This is a genomic window from Actinomadura sp. B10D3, from assembly GCF_039871695.1.
GTDB classification, from domain to species: domain Bacteria; phylum Actinomycetota; class Actinomycetes; order Streptosporangiales; family Streptosporangiaceae; genus Spirillospora; species Spirillospora madurae.
In genome coordinates, this window is record NZ_JBDPLY010000002.1 from 197,803 (window position 1) to 214,564 (window position 16,762).

Annotated in this window: 17 protein-coding genes; 10 read left to right on the plus strand and 7 right to left on the minus strand. The window is 70.2% G+C overall.

The features are described from left to right. Positions 1 to 270 precede the first annotated feature (270 nt). The 3 genes from ABGB11_RS04100 (at position 271) to ABGB11_RS04110 (ending at position 7,297) form a co-directional block, all read left to right on the plus strand. Positions 271 to 2,874: a transglycosylase domain-containing protein gene (locus ABGB11_RS04100; protein WP_347628921.1), complete on the plus strand. Its 2,604-nt coding sequence runs from the start codon at positions 271 to 273 to the stop codon at positions 2,872 to 2,874. A 287-nt stretch (positions 2,875 to 3,161) separates the two neighbouring features. Then, the gene (locus tag ABGB11_RS04105) at positions 3,162 to 5,744 is read left to right on the plus strand and encodes a transglycosylase domain-containing protein (protein ID WP_347628923.1); all 2,583 of its coding nucleotides are present in this window, start codon (positions 3,162 to 3,164) and stop codon (positions 5,742 to 5,744) included. 116 nt (positions 5,745 to 5,860) lie between these two features. Then, positions 5,861 to 7,297: a glycosyltransferase 87 family protein gene (locus ABGB11_RS04110; protein WP_347628925.1), complete on the plus strand. Its 1,437-nt coding sequence runs from the start codon at positions 5,861 to 5,863 to the stop codon at positions 7,295 to 7,297. A gap of 1 nt (position 7,298) precedes the next feature. On the opposite strand, the gene ABGB11_RS04115 is transcribed toward ABGB11_RS04110, so the two are convergent. Then, entirely contained in the window at positions 7,299 to 8,234 is a 936-nt protein-coding gene (locus tag ABGB11_RS04115) for a MerR family transcriptional regulator (protein WP_347628927.1), read from the minus strand. 122 nt (positions 8,235 to 8,356) lie between these two features. Next, positions 8,357 to 8,812: a hypothetical protein gene (locus ABGB11_RS04120; protein ID WP_347628929.1), complete on the minus strand. Its 456-nt coding sequence runs from the start codon at positions 8,810 to 8,812 to the stop codon at positions 8,357 to 8,359. A gap of 312 nt (positions 8,813 to 9,124) precedes the next feature. On the opposite strand from ABGB11_RS04120, the gene ABGB11_RS04125 reads away from it, so the two are divergent. Beyond that, the gene (locus ABGB11_RS04125) at positions 9,125 to 9,592 is read left to right on the plus strand and encodes a barstar family protein (RefSeq protein ID WP_347628931.1); all 468 of its coding nucleotides are present in this window, start codon (positions 9,125 to 9,127) and stop codon (positions 9,590 to 9,592) included. A 7-nt stretch (positions 9,593 to 9,599) separates the two neighbouring features. Here ABGB11_RS04125 and ABGB11_RS04130 read toward each other — a convergent pair whose 3' ends face one another. From ABGB11_RS04130 to ABGB11_RS04140, 3 genes are all read right to left on the minus strand, one after another. Continuing rightward, the gene (locus ABGB11_RS04130; protein WP_347628933.1) at positions 9,600 to 9,986 is read right to left on the minus strand and encodes a DUF4190 domain-containing protein; all 387 of its coding nucleotides are present in this window, start codon (positions 9,984 to 9,986) and stop codon (positions 9,600 to 9,602) included. Between the two features lie 200 nt (positions 9,987 to 10,186). Further along, positions 10,187 to 10,954, minus strand: a complete 768-nt coding sequence (locus tag ABGB11_RS04135; protein WP_347628935.1) for a deoxyribonuclease IV — start codon at positions 10,952 to 10,954, stop codon at positions 10,187 to 10,189. Positions 10,955 to 11,002: 48 nt separating this feature from the next. Then, entirely contained in the window at positions 11,003 to 11,308 is a 306-nt protein-coding gene (locus ABGB11_RS04140; protein WP_347628937.1) for a hypothetical protein, read from the minus strand. Positions 11,309 to 11,520: 212 nt separating this feature from the next. Between ABGB11_RS04140 and ABGB11_RS04145 the strand changes: the two genes are divergently transcribed. The 6 genes from ABGB11_RS04145 (at position 11,521) to ABGB11_RS04170 (ending at position 15,008) form a co-directional block, all read left to right on the plus strand. Continuing rightward, entirely contained in the window at positions 11,521 to 11,688 is a 168-nt protein-coding gene (locus tag ABGB11_RS04145) for a hypothetical protein (protein ID WP_347628939.1), read from the plus strand. Between the two features lie 352 nt (positions 11,689 to 12,040). Next, the gene (gene rpsF / locus ABGB11_RS04150; protein ID WP_067450635.1) at positions 12,041 to 12,331 is read left to right on the plus strand and encodes a 30S ribosomal protein S6; all 291 of its coding nucleotides are present in this window, start codon (positions 12,041 to 12,043) and stop codon (positions 12,329 to 12,331) included. A 37-nt stretch (positions 12,332 to 12,368) separates the two neighbouring features. Continuing rightward, the gene (locus tag ABGB11_RS04155; protein ID WP_347628942.1) at positions 12,369 to 12,920 is read left to right on the plus strand and encodes a single-stranded DNA-binding protein; all 552 of its coding nucleotides are present in this window, start codon (positions 12,369 to 12,371) and stop codon (positions 12,918 to 12,920) included. A 57-nt stretch (positions 12,921 to 12,977) separates the two neighbouring features. Further along, positions 12,978 to 13,214: a 30S ribosomal protein S18 gene (gene rpsR / locus ABGB11_RS04160; RefSeq protein ID WP_019631633.1), complete on the plus strand. Its 237-nt coding sequence runs from the start codon at positions 12,978 to 12,980 to the stop codon at positions 13,212 to 13,214. A gap of 16 nt (positions 13,215 to 13,230) precedes the next feature. Then, entirely contained in the window at positions 13,231 to 13,677 is a 447-nt protein-coding gene (gene rplI / locus ABGB11_RS04165; protein WP_347628945.1) for a 50S ribosomal protein L9, read from the plus strand. Between the two features lie 512 nt (positions 13,678 to 14,189). Next, positions 14,190 to 15,008, plus strand: a complete 819-nt coding sequence (locus ABGB11_RS04170; protein ID WP_347628947.1) for a peptidoglycan recognition family protein — start codon at positions 14,190 to 14,192, stop codon at positions 15,006 to 15,008. A gap of 4 nt (positions 15,009 to 15,012) precedes the next feature. On the opposite strand, the gene ABGB11_RS04175 is transcribed toward ABGB11_RS04170, so the two are convergent. Together ABGB11_RS04175 and ABGB11_RS04180 are read right to left on the minus strand one after the other, a co-directional pair. Continuing rightward, positions 15,013 to 15,201 carry a hypothetical protein gene (locus ABGB11_RS04175; protein WP_052357975.1) on the minus strand — a complete coding sequence of 63 codons (189 nt, stop codon included), beginning with the start codon at positions 15,199 to 15,201 and terminating at the stop codon, positions 15,013 to 15,015. A 50-nt stretch (positions 15,202 to 15,251) separates the two neighbouring features. Beyond that, positions 15,252 to 16,577 carry an MATE family efflux transporter gene (locus ABGB11_RS04180; protein ID WP_347628950.1) on the minus strand — a complete coding sequence of 442 codons (1,326 nt, stop codon included), beginning with the start codon at positions 16,575 to 16,577 and terminating at the stop codon, positions 15,252 to 15,254. Positions 16,578 to 16,762: the final 185 nt, after the last annotated feature.

Here is a 16,762-nt window from a genome sequence, read left to right on the forward strand (position 1 = left end):
GGGCGAGGGCAGTTCGGTGGTCCCGGTGGCTCGGGGCCCATGGGGGGCGCGGGTGGTCGGGAGCCGCTGGCCGGTCCGCCCGGCGGTGTGCCTGATCAAGGTGCTTTCGGTGCCCCTGGTGCTCAAGGCGCGCCCGGTGGTCAGAGGGCGCTGGGCCCGGGCGGGGCTGCTCCGTCCGGTCCCGGCGGTTCTGGGGCGCCTGTGCCTTCGAACGGGCCCGGGATGGGCAATGCGCCCGGAGGACCGGGTAACCCGCCTAACGGTCTTGGCATGGGGGGCGTTCCGGGTGGGCCCGGGGCGTTCGGTGCGGCCGGCGGCGGTATGCCCGGGGCCGGGCCAGGGATGGGCGCCCCGGCGGGGTTCGGCTCCGAGCCGAAGCCCGGGGTGAAGGAGAAGCTCGGCGGGCTCGGGAAGATCGGGCAGGACCTCGGGTCGAAGGTGACCGCGAAGTTCCGTGGTGGAGGGGTGCGCGCGGCCAACCGGTCGACCGGCAGTGGAGGCCCCGGCGGACCCGCAGGGCCTGGCGGTCCTGGCGGTCCAGGGAGACCTGGCGGGCCGGGTGGGCCTGGACCGCAGGGTCCGCCCGGGAAGAAGGGGTTCCTCGGGCATCTGCGGTCCCGGGAGACGGGGTGGCGGCGGTTCATCCCGTCCTGGAAGATCGTGGCCGGGGTCTGCGGGCTCGGCATCGCGGCGTTCGTCACGCTGATCTGGGTGGCGTACGCGAACACGCCGACGCCCAAGGAGCCGACGGTCGCGGGCGTCGAGGACCAGGCGTCGATCTTCTACTACACCGACGGCACCGAGATCGGACGGATCGGTAAGAAGCGGCAGAGCGTCGAGCTGAGCAAGGTGCCGCCGCACGTCCAGAACGCCGTGCTCGCGGCGGAGAACCGGAGCTTCCGCACCGACCCCGGGTTCTCGATCAAGGGCACGACGCGGGCGGTGTGGGACAACCTGACCGGCGGGTCGGGCGGTGGGTCCACGATCACCCAGCAGCTCGCGAAGAACTACTACTCCGACCCGAACAACCGGACGGTCAGCCGGAAGTTCCAGGAGCTGTTCATCTCGCTGAAGCTGGAGGACGAGCACTCCAAGGACGAGATCCTCAAGCTCTACCTGAACACCATCTACTTCGGCCGCGACACCTACGGCATCCAGGCGGCGTCCCGCGAGTACTTCGGGACGGACGTGTGGAAGCTCCGGCCGGACCAGGCGGCCCTCCTCGGCGGCATCATCCAGAACCCGAACCGGGACCCGGGCGCCAAGGCCAACAAGGCGTGGGTGACCGCGAGGTACCAGTACACGCTCAAGGGCATGGTCGCGATGGGCAAGCTCAGCGAGGCCGACGCCGCCAAGTACTCGCAGCGCCTGCCGAAGATCAGCAGGGCCGGCACCAGCGACCAGCTCTACGGCGGCCAGCGCGGCTACATGCTGATGCGGGCCAAGGAGGAGCTCCGCCGGCTGAAGATCGCCGACAAGGAGCTGACGACCAAGGGCCTGCGCGTCTACACGACGTTCGACCGCAAGAAGATGAAGATGGCCCAGCGGGCGGCCGAGCGCACCGTCCCCCAGGTGAACCCGAAGAAGCTGGCGAAGAAGAAGATCCGCGTCGGCCTCGTCTCGGTGAACACCGCGAACGGGGAGGTCGTCGCGTTCTACGGCGGTCCCGACTACCTGGACCAGGCCTTCAACAACGTGTGGCAGGGCTCGGCGCAGGCGGGGTCGGCGATGAAGCCGTACGTCCTCGCGACGGCGCTGAAGCAGAACTACAGCCTGAAGAGCCTTGTGGAGGGACGGTCGAAGACGCCGATCGACCCGGAGGGCAACGTGGTGTCGAAGGACGACCCGAACGCGGTGATCGTCCCGAACAGCCATGACGTGGGCCCGGCGATCAACCTGGTCAAGGCGACGCAGGACTCGGTGAACACCGCGTTCATCCAGCTGATGGGCAAGGTGGGCATCGAGGAGGTCGTCAAGACCGAGACCGACGCCGGCATCGCGCCCGACCTGCTGAAGCCGCACGAGTGCTGCCTGAACCTGGCGCTCGGCGTCAACAACATCCGCCCGATCGAGCAGGCGGCGGGGTACGCGGTGTTCGCCAACGGCGGCGTGTACCACCAGCCGCACGTGATCCGCACGGTGAAGGCGTCCGACAACAAGACGGTCCGGCTCAAGCCGAACTGGGAGAAGCGCCGCGTCTTCAGCCCGAAGGTCGCCGCGGACGCGACGTACGCCATGCAGCAGGTCATCCGGGGCGGTACCGCGACGGCGGCGGCGCTGCCGGACGGTCGCCAGGCCGCGGGCAAGACCGGCACGACCGACCGGAACGTCTCGTCGTGGTTCGTCGGGTACGTCCCGCAGATCTCGACGGCGGTGACGATCTTCAACGACTCGGTGGGACCGGACGGGAAGAAGAAGTCGGTGATCCTGCCGGGGATCGGCGAGGTGGAGGGCGGCACGATCCCCGCCCGCATCTGGCGGTCCTACATGGCGAACGCCGTGAAGGGCATGGATCCCCAGGCGTTCCCGCCGCCGGCGTGGGGCGGGATCGTGCAGAAGTGGGCGAAGCCGCCGGAGAAGAAGAAGGACAAGCGGCCGCCGTGGTGCGACAGCCCGATCGGCCAGTTCGACCCGCGCTGCCAGGGCGGCAACGGCGGCGGTCCGGGCGGTCCCGGCGGCGGCAACCTGCCGCCCTGCCAGTCGCCGTTCCAGAACGGCAACTGCGACCCGAACAAGCCGCCGAGCAACCCGCCGCCGCGGTGGTGGTGCCAGGCGCACCAGGGCGACCCGGCGTGCCGGAAGAAGCGGGGCGGTCGCGAGGCCGAGACCGAGAGCCTGCGTCCGCTGTCCCTGTTGTCGAGACCGCCGGAATGAACCGGCGGACCCTCCCGAGCCGAACCGTCCAGTGGAGATTGGGGGTGTGACATGGAGCATCTTCGCGAATTGCCGCACGCCAGCGGCCATGACCGTGTGCGTCCGTCCGCTCTGGGGGAGGCGAGCCTCGCCTCATCGCCCCCCGCGGCTCCGGGGGCACAGTACGCTCGGACGACGCACAGCCGTCCCCCAGTTGATGAGGCCGCGTGAGTAACCCAAGCCGATACGGACCGGATTACGGAGAGAGCCCCGGCCGGAGGGGCGCCCCCCGCCCCGGCTCATCCGGCATGCCCGCGGGCGGGCAGCGCGGCGGGTCGGCGGGCTCGCCGCCGCCGGGTCGCACGCCGGCGCGCCCCGGCGCCAGGCCGGGCGGGCGCGGCGGCCCCGCGCGGGCCGCCGGCGCCCGCCGCCGCGGCGCGCCCTCGGCGATGCGTTCCGGTGGCGCGGGCCGTCCTGCCAAGCGTCCCGGCGGCCCCGGTGGCCCTGGAGGCCCCGGCGGCCCGCCCGGTCCCGGCGGGCCCGGCGGCGGCCGCGGTGGCGGTGGCGGGGACGACGGTTTCTGGGGCGACGACGACGGCGGCCGCAGGGGGCTGAAGAGGAAGAAGCGCCCCGACGGCGAGGCCAAGACCGGCTGGCGGCGGTACGTCCCGAACTGGAAGATCGTGGTCGCCGTCATCAGCGTGATGATCCTCGGCCTGGCCACGCTCACCGTCGTCGCGTACGCCAACACCCCGCTCCCGACCCAGGCGCAGCAGGCGGCGCTGCAGAAGGAGTCGAGGATCACCTACAGCGACGGGTCGACGCTCGCCCGGATCGGCACGCACCGCGATCCCGTCCCGCTCAAGGAGATCCCGAAGTTCGTCCAGGACGCGGTGCTCGCTGCCGAGGACCGCGGCTTCTGGCACGAGCCCGGCATCTCCCCGGCCGGCATCGTCGGCGCGGTCTACCGGGCCGGGACCGGCGGCGGTGTCGCGGGCGCCTCGACGATCACCCAGCAGCTGGCCCGGAACTACTGGGCGAACCTCAGCCAGGACCGCACGGCCAGCCGCAAGATCAAGGAGATCTTCATCTCCATCCGCATGGGCAAGGAGATGGAGAAGAGCGAGGTCCTGGAGCTGTACCTCAACACGGTCGCGTTCGGGCGCCACTCGTACGGCATCCAGGCGGCGTCCCGCGCCTACTTCCGCAAGCCCGTCAACAAGATCAACGAGTCGGAAGCGGCGATGCTCGCCGCGATGATCCAGCAGCCGTACTACTTCCGCACCCGCGGCCCGGAGTCGCACCCGGCCAAGAAGGCTCTGGTCGACCGCTGGAACTACGTCCTCGACGGGATGGTGGAGGAGGGCTGGCTCGACCAGTCCAAGCGCGCGGCGGCGAAGTTCCCGCTGACGCAGGAGGACTGGAGCGACGCCCCGGACGACCCCAACGTCGGCTACCTCCAGGACCGTGTGATCGCCGAGCTCAACGCGCTCGGCATCGACCAGCGGATGCTGGACCAGGGCGGCCTGCAGATCAAGACCACGTTCGACAAGCGCTTGCAGCAGTACACCAACAAGGCCGTCAGGCAGATCAAGAAGGAGAACCGGCTCGGCAACGACATCAAGTTCGGGCTCGCCGCGGTCAACCCGGCGACCGGTGGCGTGGTGGCCGCCTACGGCGGTCCCAACTACCAGAAGTCGCAGTTCGACAACTCCTTCCAGGGCAAGGTGCAGCCGGGCTCGTCGTTCAAGCCGATCGTGCTCGCCACGGCGCTCGACCAGGGCATCAGCCTGAAGACGACGATGGACGGCAGCTACAAGCGGAACATCGCCGGCGCGACCTTCACCAACGACGCCCGTTCCGAGAACGGCGTCTACAACCTCAAGCAGATGACGGCGATGTCGATCAACACGGCGTACGTCGAGCTGGGGCAGAAGGTGCAGCTGGGCAACGTCGTGGACATGGCCAAGAAGATGGGCATCCCCGCCGACACCCCGAGCCTCAAGGACGACATCACGTCCCTGCCGCTCGGCGTCATCGACACCACCCCGGTCACGATGGCGTCGGTCTACTCGACCTTCGCGGCGGGCGGCAAGCACCGCGACGCCCATGTCATCGAGGAGATCAAGCGGAGCGACGGCCAGCCGATCGTGAGCAGCAAGACCCACAAGGTCGTGGACAAGAACCCCTGGGGCAAGAAGGTCACGACGGCGTTCTCCGAGGGCGTCGCGGCGGACGCCACGTCCGCGATGCAGGCGGTCGTCCAGTCCGGTACCGGTACCCGCGCGGGCCTCGGCTCCCGTCCGGTCGCCGGCAAGACCGGTACGACGGACGAGAACAAGTCGGCCTGGTTCGTCGGCTACACGCCGGAGCTGGCGACGTCGGTGGCCATGTGGCGCGAGGACAAGAAGCAGCAGCGCAAGTCGCTGATCGGTGTCGGCGGCTACAACCAGGTCTACGGTGGTACGGTCCCGGCCGAGCTGTTCAAGACCTTCATGCTGAAGGCCCTGGAGGGCAAGGACGTCACCCAGTTCCCGCCGCCGGTCAACGGCGGCGAGATCGCCCCCTGGGCGAAGGCGCGGCCGCAGCCGACCACGTCGCCGACGCCGACGCCGTCCAACACGCCGACCTGCCAGCCCGGCCAGCAGCAGCCGGGCCAGCAGCAGCCCGGCCAGCAGCAGCCGGGGTGCGAGCCGCAGCAGCCGGGACCGTCGAGCACGCCGACGATCAACCCGCCCGGTCAGGACCAGCCGTGCAACCAGTACAACATGCCACTCGGCTGCAACCCGGACATCCCGCCCAACGGCGACAAGTCCTGGTGGTGTGCTAAACCCGAGCACCGGGACCACCCGGCCTGCCGGAACGAGAACGACAACCAGAACGGCACCTAGCCGCGGCGTCGACGGGACGGCCCGGAGCCTTCGACGGCTCCGGGCCGTCCCGTTTCGCTCACGGAAAACGGTCCGTGTTGATCGCCCCCGGGGCGGGACCAATAGTCTTGCTGTCCATGTCGTCGTCTATCGAAAAGGTCGCGATGTCCGCCGACGGCGATCCGGCGGAGGGGCCGGGCCGGCTGAAGCGGCTCGTCCCGGTGCTGGCGGGCCTCACCGTCCTGGTCTGCCTGCTCGGCCGGCTGCAGAAGCAGCCGTGCGCGTCGGTGCGGTTCGACTTCCTGAAGACGACGACGAACGCCTGCTACACCGACATCTATCCGCTCTACTACGTGCGCGGGCTCGCCGACGGGAAGGTCCCGTACTTCGACACGCTCACCGGCTCCGACATTCACTACGTCGAGTACCCGGTGCTGAGCGGCGGTTTCATGCAGCTGGTCGCGTGGCTGGTGAAGCCGTTCGGCGTGGACGAACGCGGGATGGCGTTCTTCAACGTCACCGCGCTCCTCCTCGCCGTCCTCGCGGTCGTCACCGTCCTCGCCACCGCCTACGTCGCCGGACGGCGCTCGCTGCGGGTCGGGCTGATGGTGGCGCTGTCCCCCGCGCTGCTCCTCACCGCGTACATCAACTGGGATCTGCTCGCGGTGGCGCTGTCGGCGCTGGCGCTGGCCGCGTGGTCGGCGCGCCGCCCGGCCCTCGCGGGAGGCCTGCTGGGGCTGGCGATCGCGGCGAAGTTCTACCCGCTGCTGTTCCTCGGCCCGCTCGTGCTGCTGTGCGTCAGGGCGGGGCAGTGGCGTGCGATGGGACGGATGCTCGCCGGCACCGCCGCCGGCTGGCTCGCCGCCAACCTCCCCGTGATGCTCTTCGCGTGGGACGGCTGGAAGGAGTTCTACACCTTCAGCCAGGAGCGCGGCATCGACTGGGGCTCGATCTTCTTCGTCCTCCAGAACCACGGGCTGGAGAAGCCCGCGACCGACACCGACCAGCTCAACCTCCTCGGGACGGGAACGTTCCTCGTCCTCGCCGCCGGGATCGCCGTCCTCGCGCTGACCGCGCCGCGCCGGCCGCGCCTGCCGCAACTGATGTTCCTCGTGCTCGTCGCGTTCATGCTGCCGAACAAGGTCTGGTCGCCGCAGTACGTGCTGTGGCTGCTGCCGCTGGCGGTGCTGGCGCGGCCCAAGCTGCCCGCGTTCGTCGTCTGGCAGCTCGGCGAGATCACCTACTTCTTCGGCATCTGGTGGTTCCTGCTGTCGGTGTCCGGGCAGACGCCGGGCGCCGACCTGTCCGGGACGGTGTCGGCGGTGCTGAGCCTGGACGCGCCGGAGGGCGGCATCAGCCAGGACGTCTACTCGCTGGCGCTGCTCGCCCGGTTCACGACCGTGCTCCTGCTGGCGGCGCTGGTGGTGTGGGACATCCTGCGTCCGTCCAGTGACGCCGTCCGGTCGGACGGGGTGGACGATCCCGCCGGCGGCGTGCTCGACGGGGCGGTCGACCTGGTCTCCCTGGGACGCTGGCGCGGCGCCCACCACGCCGGCGTCCCGGTGACACCCTGACTCAGGCGCGCAGCGCCTCGATGAACCACTCGAACGCCGGCGTCAGCGTCGGCGGGACGGGCCAGCCGTTGATCACGGCGAGCAGCTGCCAGTACCGCTCCGCCCGCCGGTCGTTGCCGACCTCCATGCGGGCGAGCAGCTCGCGGCGGAAGGCGGCGCCGTCGGTCGCGCCGGACGCGCCGGCGTAGGCGCGGGCCAGCTCGTCCACGATGGGGCGGGCCTCGTCCGAGCCGGGCGCGATCCCGTCGGCGATGGCCTGGCCTGCCTTCTCCGCGGTCAGGTCGGCGAGGTGCTTCGGGTCGTCCGGGACGGTCTGCCGTCCCATCTCGGCGGCCTGGAACTCGGCCATCCGCCGCACCGACGCCCGGAAACCGGGGTCGCCGACCAGTTCGGCCAGCTCCACCCAGGCGTCGACCTGCTCGGGCTCGGGGTCGTCCGGCAGGTTCGGCAGGGCGGCCCGCATCTTCTCCGCGAAGCCGGGATGGACGTCGAGACCGGCGAACGACGCGTCGATGAAGTCGGTGATGATGCGCCGCCGCTCCTCGTCGGACAGCCGGGCCAGCTTGTGCATGAGTTCGATCTCCTCAGGGTCAGATCCACGTTTCGCCACCGCCCGCAGCACGGCCCGGCGCAGCCGGAGCGTGCGGATCTGCACGTCCAGCGCCTCCGCGTGCGCCGCCGCGACCTCCCCGACGCCGACCTCCCGGTCCAGCACGCGCCGGACGGTGCCGAGGTCGACGCCGAGGTCGCGCAGCGTCCGCACGAGGTCGAGGCGCGCGGCGGCGTCCGCGTCGTACAGCCGGTAGCCGGCGCCGGTGCGGCGGGTGGGCGGCAGGACACCCGCGTCGGAGTAGAACCGGATCGTCCGCACCGAGAGCCCGGTGCGCCGTGCCAGCTCCCCGATCGTGTACACGGTGTCGCCTTCAATGCCCTCCACCCTGGGGCCTCCAGCCACTGGAGACTCAAACCCGGATTCATCATGCCTTCGGAAGCGGCGCCGGGCCCGCATGGCGGAGGCCCGCCCGGCTGGAACGCCGGACGGGCCTCGGGGCGTGCGGGTCAGCCGGCGTGCTCGGGGTCGGCGACGGCCGGGGTGGTGCCTTCGCGGCGGGCGCGGCGGACGTCCTGGACGAACTCGCGCGAGAACATCGCGGACAGGGTGGCGATCCCGCCACGGTGGACGCGGATCTCCCCGTGCCGGATCTCGCCGGTGACGCGGACGGTCCGGCCGCCGCCGTTCTCGCCGGTCCAGTCCTTGACCCGGCCGCGGCCGGTGTAGCGCAGGTCCCAGTGGTCGATGCCGGCGTCCTGCGGGACGAGCAGCTTCACCATCGCGTGGTCGAGATCGACCTCGACCTCGATGTCGCCGTCCGGGATGCGCGGCGAGCGCAGGTCGAGGACGACCATGCCGCGGCGGGCGCGCACCTCGAAGCGGCGGTCGTCCGTCCAGTGGCCGAGCTTCTTGACGGTCTCGTAGTGGGCCTGGACGCGGGTGGTGGTGGGCGTGGTGTTCATCTCTGTGTTCCTTCCGGAATCGGGCAACTACCTCGCTCCTAGAGTTGCTCTCAGATTGAGCATCTCTATATTCGAGAGAATACGGAACGGCGAGAGACGGTGTCAAGGTCGGGGAAAGGGTGCTGCTCAGCGCGTCATGGACGGGACCGCGCCGGGTGTCCGAGCGACGATCGCCGGGGCGCTCCGGTGGTCATGGCCGGAATGTGCCCATGTTGGGGGATTTCGCAGCGAAGGTCGGGGAAATGATCGCCGCGGGCGGGTCGTCCCGGACCCCGCGCACCGCAGGAACGCACGACACTCCCGGGAGATGACGTGGACGCGAACCAAGCACTGACCGAGCTGCTCGCGGGACGGCTGGAACCGGGCGTCTACCAGTGGCGGACGCCGCCGGTGCCGGGCGCGGTCGGCGACACGAGCTGGATCGACCGGGCCGAGGAGGCCGGCTGGCGCGGCTTCTACCTCGACGGGCGCCGCGCGCGGACGGAGGAGTCGTTCCTGCGCCTGTGCGGCGGCGTGTTCGAACTGCCCGAAGGGGCAGGAGTCGGCTGGGACGACCTCGGCGAGTACCTCAAGGACCTGTCCTGGACGCCGGCGAAGCACGGCTACATGGTGCTGTACGAGTCGTGGGCCGAACTGGCCGACACGGACCCGGCCTCGCTGCGCGCCGTCCTGGACGTCTTCGCCGGGGTGGTGAAGGCCTGGCGGGACACCCCCACCCCCATGACCGTGCTGATGTCGAGCGTCGGTGTAGAGGTGGCGGGCGTTCCCCGGCTCGTCTAAAGGGTGATCAGTACGTGCTGCTGGTCGCGGCTCCGCTGCCCACGATCATCGCCCAGAGACCGATGTAGAAGATCCAGAAGATGACCCATCCCGCGGACACGATGTAGCCGAGGATGAGCCCGGCGACGGCCATGCCGTGGCCGCCCTCGCGCGTCCGCTTAATTTGATTCAGCGAGATGTGCCCGAAGATGACCGCCAGGATCGACGTCAGTCCGCAGGCGAAGAAGCCGATGAGCCCGCAGACCAGTGACGCGGTCGCCATCCCGTTGGTCGGCGCGGCGGCCGGCACGGACGCTCCGTAGTAGTGGTGCTGAACCGCGGGCTGCTGTGAGTAGGACTGGGCGTAGGGGTCCTGCGCTCCGTAGCCGTAGGGGTCGTAAGGGGGCTGTGCCATGAGCATCCCGATCGGTCTGCGCGCCCGCCGCCAGAGTGAACACGCGTGCGCTGAGGGCTGGGTTCCGGATTATGCCAGTGTGACGCGACCTTCGGATTTTGTCGTCCGGCTTGACCTACACGGTTTCGTCACGACCCGTTAGATGCCGTGCGCGGCAGGCTGGTTCCCGGCCCGCGACGAAGATCCATCCGTCGCCCTGGTCAGATCTTCGACCGCAGCCACGCGATGTCGTCGGCCTGGCCGGCCGCGGGCGTCTCCACCACGACCGGGGCGCCCGCCGCCCGGACGACGCCGAGGATCAGCTCGGGGTCGATGCTCCCGCTGCCGAGGTTGGCGTGCCGGTCGGCGCCCGACCCGAACGCGTCCCGGCTGTCGTTGCAGTGCACCAGGTCGATGCGGCCGGTTATGGCCTTGATCCGGTCGACGGCGTCGACGAGCTCCTCCCCCGCCGCGTGCGCGTGGCACGTGTCGAGACAGAAACCGATCTTGCCGTCCAGCCCCGGAACCCCGGACAGCACCTCCCACAGCCGGGCGATCCGGTCGAACTTGCGCGCCATGGCGTTGCCGCCGCCCGCGGTGTTCTCGATGTAGACCGGAATCGGACACTCGACGCGCTCGAACACCTTGCGCCAGTTCTCGAAGCCGGTCTCCGGGTCGTCGTCCTTCAGGACGTGCCCGCCGTGCACGATCAACGCCTTCGCACCGATCGACGCCGCCGCCTCCAGCTGCTGCGTGAGGTTCTTGCGGCTCGGGATCCGGATCCGGTTGTTGGACGTCGCCACATTGATCGTGTACGGAGCGTGCACGTACACGTCCACACCGGAACCCGCCAGCGCCTCGACGCCCTCCGGCAGGACGGGCTTCTTCCACCCCTGCGGATCGCCCAGGAAGAACTGGACGACGTCGGCGCCGACCGCGCGCGCGTTGTCGAGCGGGTTGGTCTGGTCGACATGGGCTCCGATGCGCATGCCCACGAGCCTAGCCGCGCGCTGCGACAGCGCGGGCGGGCTCCGCCGTCAGAGCGAGAACCCGCCGTTGCTCAGCGCGAACCCGGCGCCGATGAACGAGGCGATCATCCCGATCACGTTCAGCCAGCGCTCGTTCGTCGTCGCCGACACCATCTGGGAGTACAGGGCCAGCGGCAGGCCGATCGTGCCCAGCACCGCGCCGAAGAAGTGCGTGTCCGGGATCCACCCGAGGACCAGGGCCGCGAGCCCGATGATGATCGACGCCAGCGCGAGCACGACCTGCATCCGATGCGGCTGTGACTCGGCCTGCGCGCGGGCGGCGGACGGCCGCGAGCCGGTCGCCTCCTGTGGCATGGACTCCTCCTCGTCAGCTCATGGCTCCCGCGCCTGGGGCAGATGGTGTGCGCGGGACCGCACGGACCGTGTGGGTAAAGAAATGCCCAGCCGAGCGGAAGATCAACCGGCGGGGGCGCGCGATAAATGTCGGCGGCACCCGGTACGGTCGAACATGGATTCGAGAACACCGGGCTCGGGTCCGTCCGGGGGAGGAGCAGGAGGTGCACACCGTGACGAAATCGGAGTTGGGGCTCATCGGCGACGCGGAGCTCGTCGAGGAGCTCTCGCAGCTGACGACCCAGGCCGCCCGCATGCGCGCCCGCATGGCCGACATCATGGCCGAACTCGAACGCCGCCGCTGCGCCCGCCGACCACCCCACCCGACCCCCACCCGATGACCCGAGCGTCGGCTCGAGTTGCTTGTGGGGGGCGACCCCCCACGCCCCCCGGGAAGGCGGTACGAGCCGGATCGCTGCGTTCCGCTGCGCTCCACTCCGCGAACCGGCTCGAGTTGCTTGTGGGGGGCGACCCCCCACGCCCCCGGGAAGGCGGTACGAGCCGGATCGCTGCGTTCCGCTGCGCTCCACTCCGCGAACCGGCTCGTACGCTGCTGAGTGTTGGTAGCCTGTACCGGTCTCGCGGCAGGTGCGCCCGGCGATCCGGGGTCCGACACCGCCGCGGGAGACGCAACAGCCCTCCTGTCACGGAGAGACCGTGACCGCATCAGTCCAGAGGAGGTAGGGACACAGCATGCGTCGTTACGAACTCATGGCAATTCTCGACCCCGCCATCGACGAGCGCACCGCCAACACGGCGCTCGACCCGTTCCTGAAGGTCGTCAAGGACGGCGGCGGCAGCGTGGAGAAGGTCGACGTCTGGGGCCGCCGGCGCCTGGCGTACGACATCCAGAAGAAGTCCGAAGGCATCTACGCGGTGGTCGACCTGTCGGCTGAGCCTGCCACGGTCAAGGAGCTCGACCGGCAGCTCAACCTGAGCGAGTCGATCCTCCGTACCAAGGTCATCCGCCCCGAGGTCCACTGAGCCTGGCTCAGCCCTCTCAGCAGCCGGAGCGAGCCCCATGGCAGGCGACACCGTAATCACGATCGTCGGGAACCTCGTCGAGGACCCGAATCTGCGTTTCACGCCGAGCGGCCAGGCGGTCGCGTCCTTCCGCATCGCCTCGACGCCGCGGTTCTTCGACCGCCAGTCGGGCGACTGGAAGGACGGCGAGGCGCTGTTCCTGACCTGCAACGTCTGGCGGCAGGCCGCCGAGAACGTGGCCGAGACCCTGCAGCGCGGCATGCGGGTGATCGTGCAGGGACGCCTCAAGCAGCGCTCCTACGAGACCCGCGAGGGTGAGAAGCGCACCGTCTTCGAGATCGAGGTCGACGAGGTCGGCCCGTCGCTGCGCAACGCCACCGCCAAGGTCAACAAGACCCAGCGGCAGGGCGGGAGCGGCGGTGGCTTCGGCGGCGGAGGCGGCGGCCAGGGCGGCGGCGGTTTCGGCGGCGGCGGCCAGCAGGGCGGCGGCTTCGGCGGCGGCCAGCAGGGCGGCGCGCCGGCCGACGACCCGTGGGCCACCGGCGGCGGCGGGGGCGGCGGAGGCTTCTCCGACGACCCGCCCTTCTAACAGATCAAGTACACGTCCATTCCCGCGTGAGCGGGGCTCTCCCAAAGGAGCACCACGATGGCGAAGCCACCTCCCCGCAAGCCGAAGAAGAAGGTTTGCGTTTTCTGCCAGGAGAAGATCTCCTACGTCGACTACAAGGACACGGGCCTGCTGCGGAAGTTCATCTCCGACCGCGGCAAGATCCGTGCCCGGCGGGTGACCGGCAACTGCACCCAGCACCAGCGCGATGTCGCCACGGCGATCAAGAACGCTCGCGAGATGGCGCTGCTGCCGTACACCAGCACCGCGCGCTGAGGCAGGAGGAACGATCATGAAGCTCATCCTGACCCAGCAGGTCTCCGGGCTCGGCGAGCCCGGTGACGTCATCGACGTCCGCGACGGCTACGGCCGCAACTACCTCGTCCCCCGCGGGTTCGCGATCAGGTGGACCCGGGGCGCCGAGAAGGAGATCGAGTCCATCAAGAAGGCGCGTTCGGCTCGCGAGATCGCGACCGTCGAGCACGCCAAGGAGGTCGCCGACCAGCTCGGTGGGCTGCGCGTCACGCTGCGCACCCGCACCGGCAGCAACGGTCGCCTCTTCGGCGCCGTGACGGCCGCCGACATCGCCGATGCCGTCCGCGCCGCCAACGGCCCCGACCTGGACCGCCGCCGCATCGAGATCGGCAACCCGATCAAGACCGTCGGCACCCACCGTGTCAGCGTCCGCCTGCACAGCGACGTCAACGCCACGATCGACGTCAACGTCCTCGAAGCCTGACACAGCTCCACCGACGGCCCCCGCCCACCCGGCCGGGGGCCGTCGCCATGCCCAGGCCCCCACACCCCCGCCACACGCGCCCACTTCTCGCCGACCCATGCTCGTTCCGGGCCACCTCGCGCCGCCGCATGTCATTCACCCGCGTCGCGTCCCGCCCGCGCTTCGTGCGGCCCCTGGGCGGGTCCTGCGCTTCACGTCGAGGTGTTCGGCGGGCGGGACTCGTACGGGTTATTGGTCCGTTCCGCTGCTTGTGCTTCCGTCGTGGGTTGCGTTGTGGGGCTTTGTCTGGTGCGCAAGTGGCGGGGACGGGGGTGTGGGGTGGGGTGCTGTTGGGCGGCGGGTTGTCCTGGGTTGGGGTGGACGGGGGCTTGCGGGGCCTTCGGGGTGGGTGGGGTGGATGTTATGGCCATGGTTTCGCGTGAAACGTCCGTGAATCGCCCTGTGTTTGGGTGGTCAACTTTGGGGCGATTACGTTCCGTGATCACATTATCGCGGAATGAAAGGGGACGGTGGTGAACGCGCATTCGGGGGAGGGCGCGAGCGACCGGGAAGGGGCGGCCTGGCGCGTGACGCGCCGGTCGCTCATCGGGGGTGCGGTGGGAGCGGGGCTGCTGGAGATGCTGTCCTGGGGGACGTCCCACCACAATGTGGCCATGGCGGACGAACGTCTCGCCCGGCCGTCGGCCGGCGACCAGGTCATGTTCAGGGCCGAGGCCCCGCACGTGTACACGCGTGCGCAGTGGAACGCGAGGCCGCCTCGGCGTCCGGCGAGGATCCTCGGCCGGGCGCCGGACCGCATCATCGTGCACCACACGGCCACGGCGAACTCCAAGTCCGGTTCGCTCGCGCACGCGTTCGGCCTGTCGCGGGCCATCCAGAACATGCACATGGACAGCAACGGCTGGGACGACACCGGCCAGCAGCTCACCATCAGCCGCGGCGGCATCGTGATGGAGGGGCGGAACCGGAGCCTGAAAACCGTCCGGGCGGGGAGGCTCGCGGTCGGCGCGCAGGTCCTGCACCACAACGAGCACACGATCGGCATCGAGAACGAGGGCACGTACATGACGAAGGCGGTTCCGGACCGCCTGTGGAGTTCGCTGGTGGAGGTGTGCGTGTGGCTGTGCCAGCAGTACAGCCTCGACCCGTCCAGCGCCATCATCGGGCACCGCGACCTCAACAACACCTCGTGCCCGGGGGACGTCCTCTACGCGCGGCTGCCCGAGTTGCGCAAGGCGGTGGCGGCTCGCCTGGGGAGTTCGGCGGCGAAGGCGGCCGACGGCTCGGGTTCGGTCCTGCAGATCCTGCCGCCGCTCGGCAACCTGGGCTGAGCGGTCACGTCTCGGGGGTCGTGTAGCGGGTGCGGCGGCGGGCGATCTCCGGGTCGATGCCCTCGACGAGCGACCAGATGCCCGCGACCCGTTCCACCAGGGTCTCCGGGGGCAGGCCGGCCAGGCCCTCCGCCGCCAGGTCGTCGATCGCCTGAGTCAGCCGGGCCATCCGCTCGCCGTGTGTGGAACACATGTTCGAATGGTAGCGAGTGCGATGGCCGGTGCGGGTGTGATTCCGCGATTTCAGCGGACCGCGCCGGTGACCATCCAGCGGTCGCCGCGGGCGCGGAGGCCGAGGGTGAGCATGCGGGTCAGCATCCACAGGCCGATCGCCGTCCACAGCCCGACGAGGCCCGCGTCCACCCGGTAGAGGACGATCGCCGCGGGCATGAAGACGACGGTCGCGAGCAGCGTCGTCATGGCGAGGTAGGGGCCGTCGCCGGCGCCGATCAGGATGCCGTCCAGGACGAACACCACCCCGGCGACCGGTTGCAGGACCGCGACGAGCAGCAGGGACGCGAGCAGGAGGTTCCGGACGTCGTCGTCGGACGTGAAGAGGTTCGGCAGCCATGGCCGCACCGCGAGGATCGCCAGCCCGAACACGATGCCGCACCCGATGCCCCACCCCACCATCCGGCGGGTGACGGCGCGGGTGCCCGCGATGTCGGACGCGCCCAGGTAGCGTCCCGTGATGGCCTGCCCGGCGATCGCGATGGCGTCGAGCGCGAACGCCATGAGCGTCCAGACCTGGAAGCCGACCTGGTAGGCGGCGATCTCCGGGTCTCCCATCCGGGCCGCGATCGACGTCCCGACGATGAGGACGATGCGCAGCGCGGCCGTCCGGACGAGGAGGCCGAAGCCCGCGGTGGCCGACGTCCACAACCCGTCCAGGTCGGGACGGACGGGGGCGCCGTGCTCGCGCGCGCCGCGCAGCACCACGGCCACGTAGACGGCGGCGCTGCCGGTCTGGGCGAGGACGGTCCCCCATGCGGAGCCGGCGATCCCCCAGTCCAGGACGAGCACGAACAGCGCGTTGAGCAGCAGGTTCAGTGAGAAGCCGCCGATCGACACGACGAGCGGGGTGCGCGTGTCCTGGAGGCCGCGGAGTACGCCCGTCCCGGCGAACACGAGCAGCATCCCCGGGATGCCGAACAGGCTGATCTTCAGGTACGTCTCGGCGTGCGGCGCGACGCCGGGGGACGCGCCGAACGCGTCGACGATCCAGGAGACCAGCGGCCAGCCGGCCACGACCAGGGCCGCGCCGATGGCCAGCGCGAGCCACAGGCCGTCGATGCCCTGCCTGATCGCGGCCCGCATGTCCCCCGCGCCGACCTGGCGCGCCACCCCGGCGGTCGTGCCGTAGGCGAGGAAGACGCAGACGTAGACGATGGTGGTCAGGGCTTGCCCGGCGACGCCCAGGCCGCCGAGCTGGGCGGTGCCGAGATGCCCGACGATCGCCGAGTCGGACAGGAGGAAGAGCGGTTCGGCGACGAGCGCGCCAAAGGCCGGCACGGCCAGGCGCAGGATCTCGCGGTCGTGCGGGGTCGCGAGCCGGCGGGAGGGGGTCATCGCGCCGAGCGTACCAGGCTGTAACGTTCGTACGAAATTCAAGCCTTACATCGGGACGATCGGCCGACTTTCTTTCCCACACACCCGGTGGATGACGTTCTCGCAGTTCAACGGGATGCCGTTACCGTCGTCCACGACGAATCCACAAAGTTGTCCACAGGTCGTGCACAACCGATGCGGCGTGT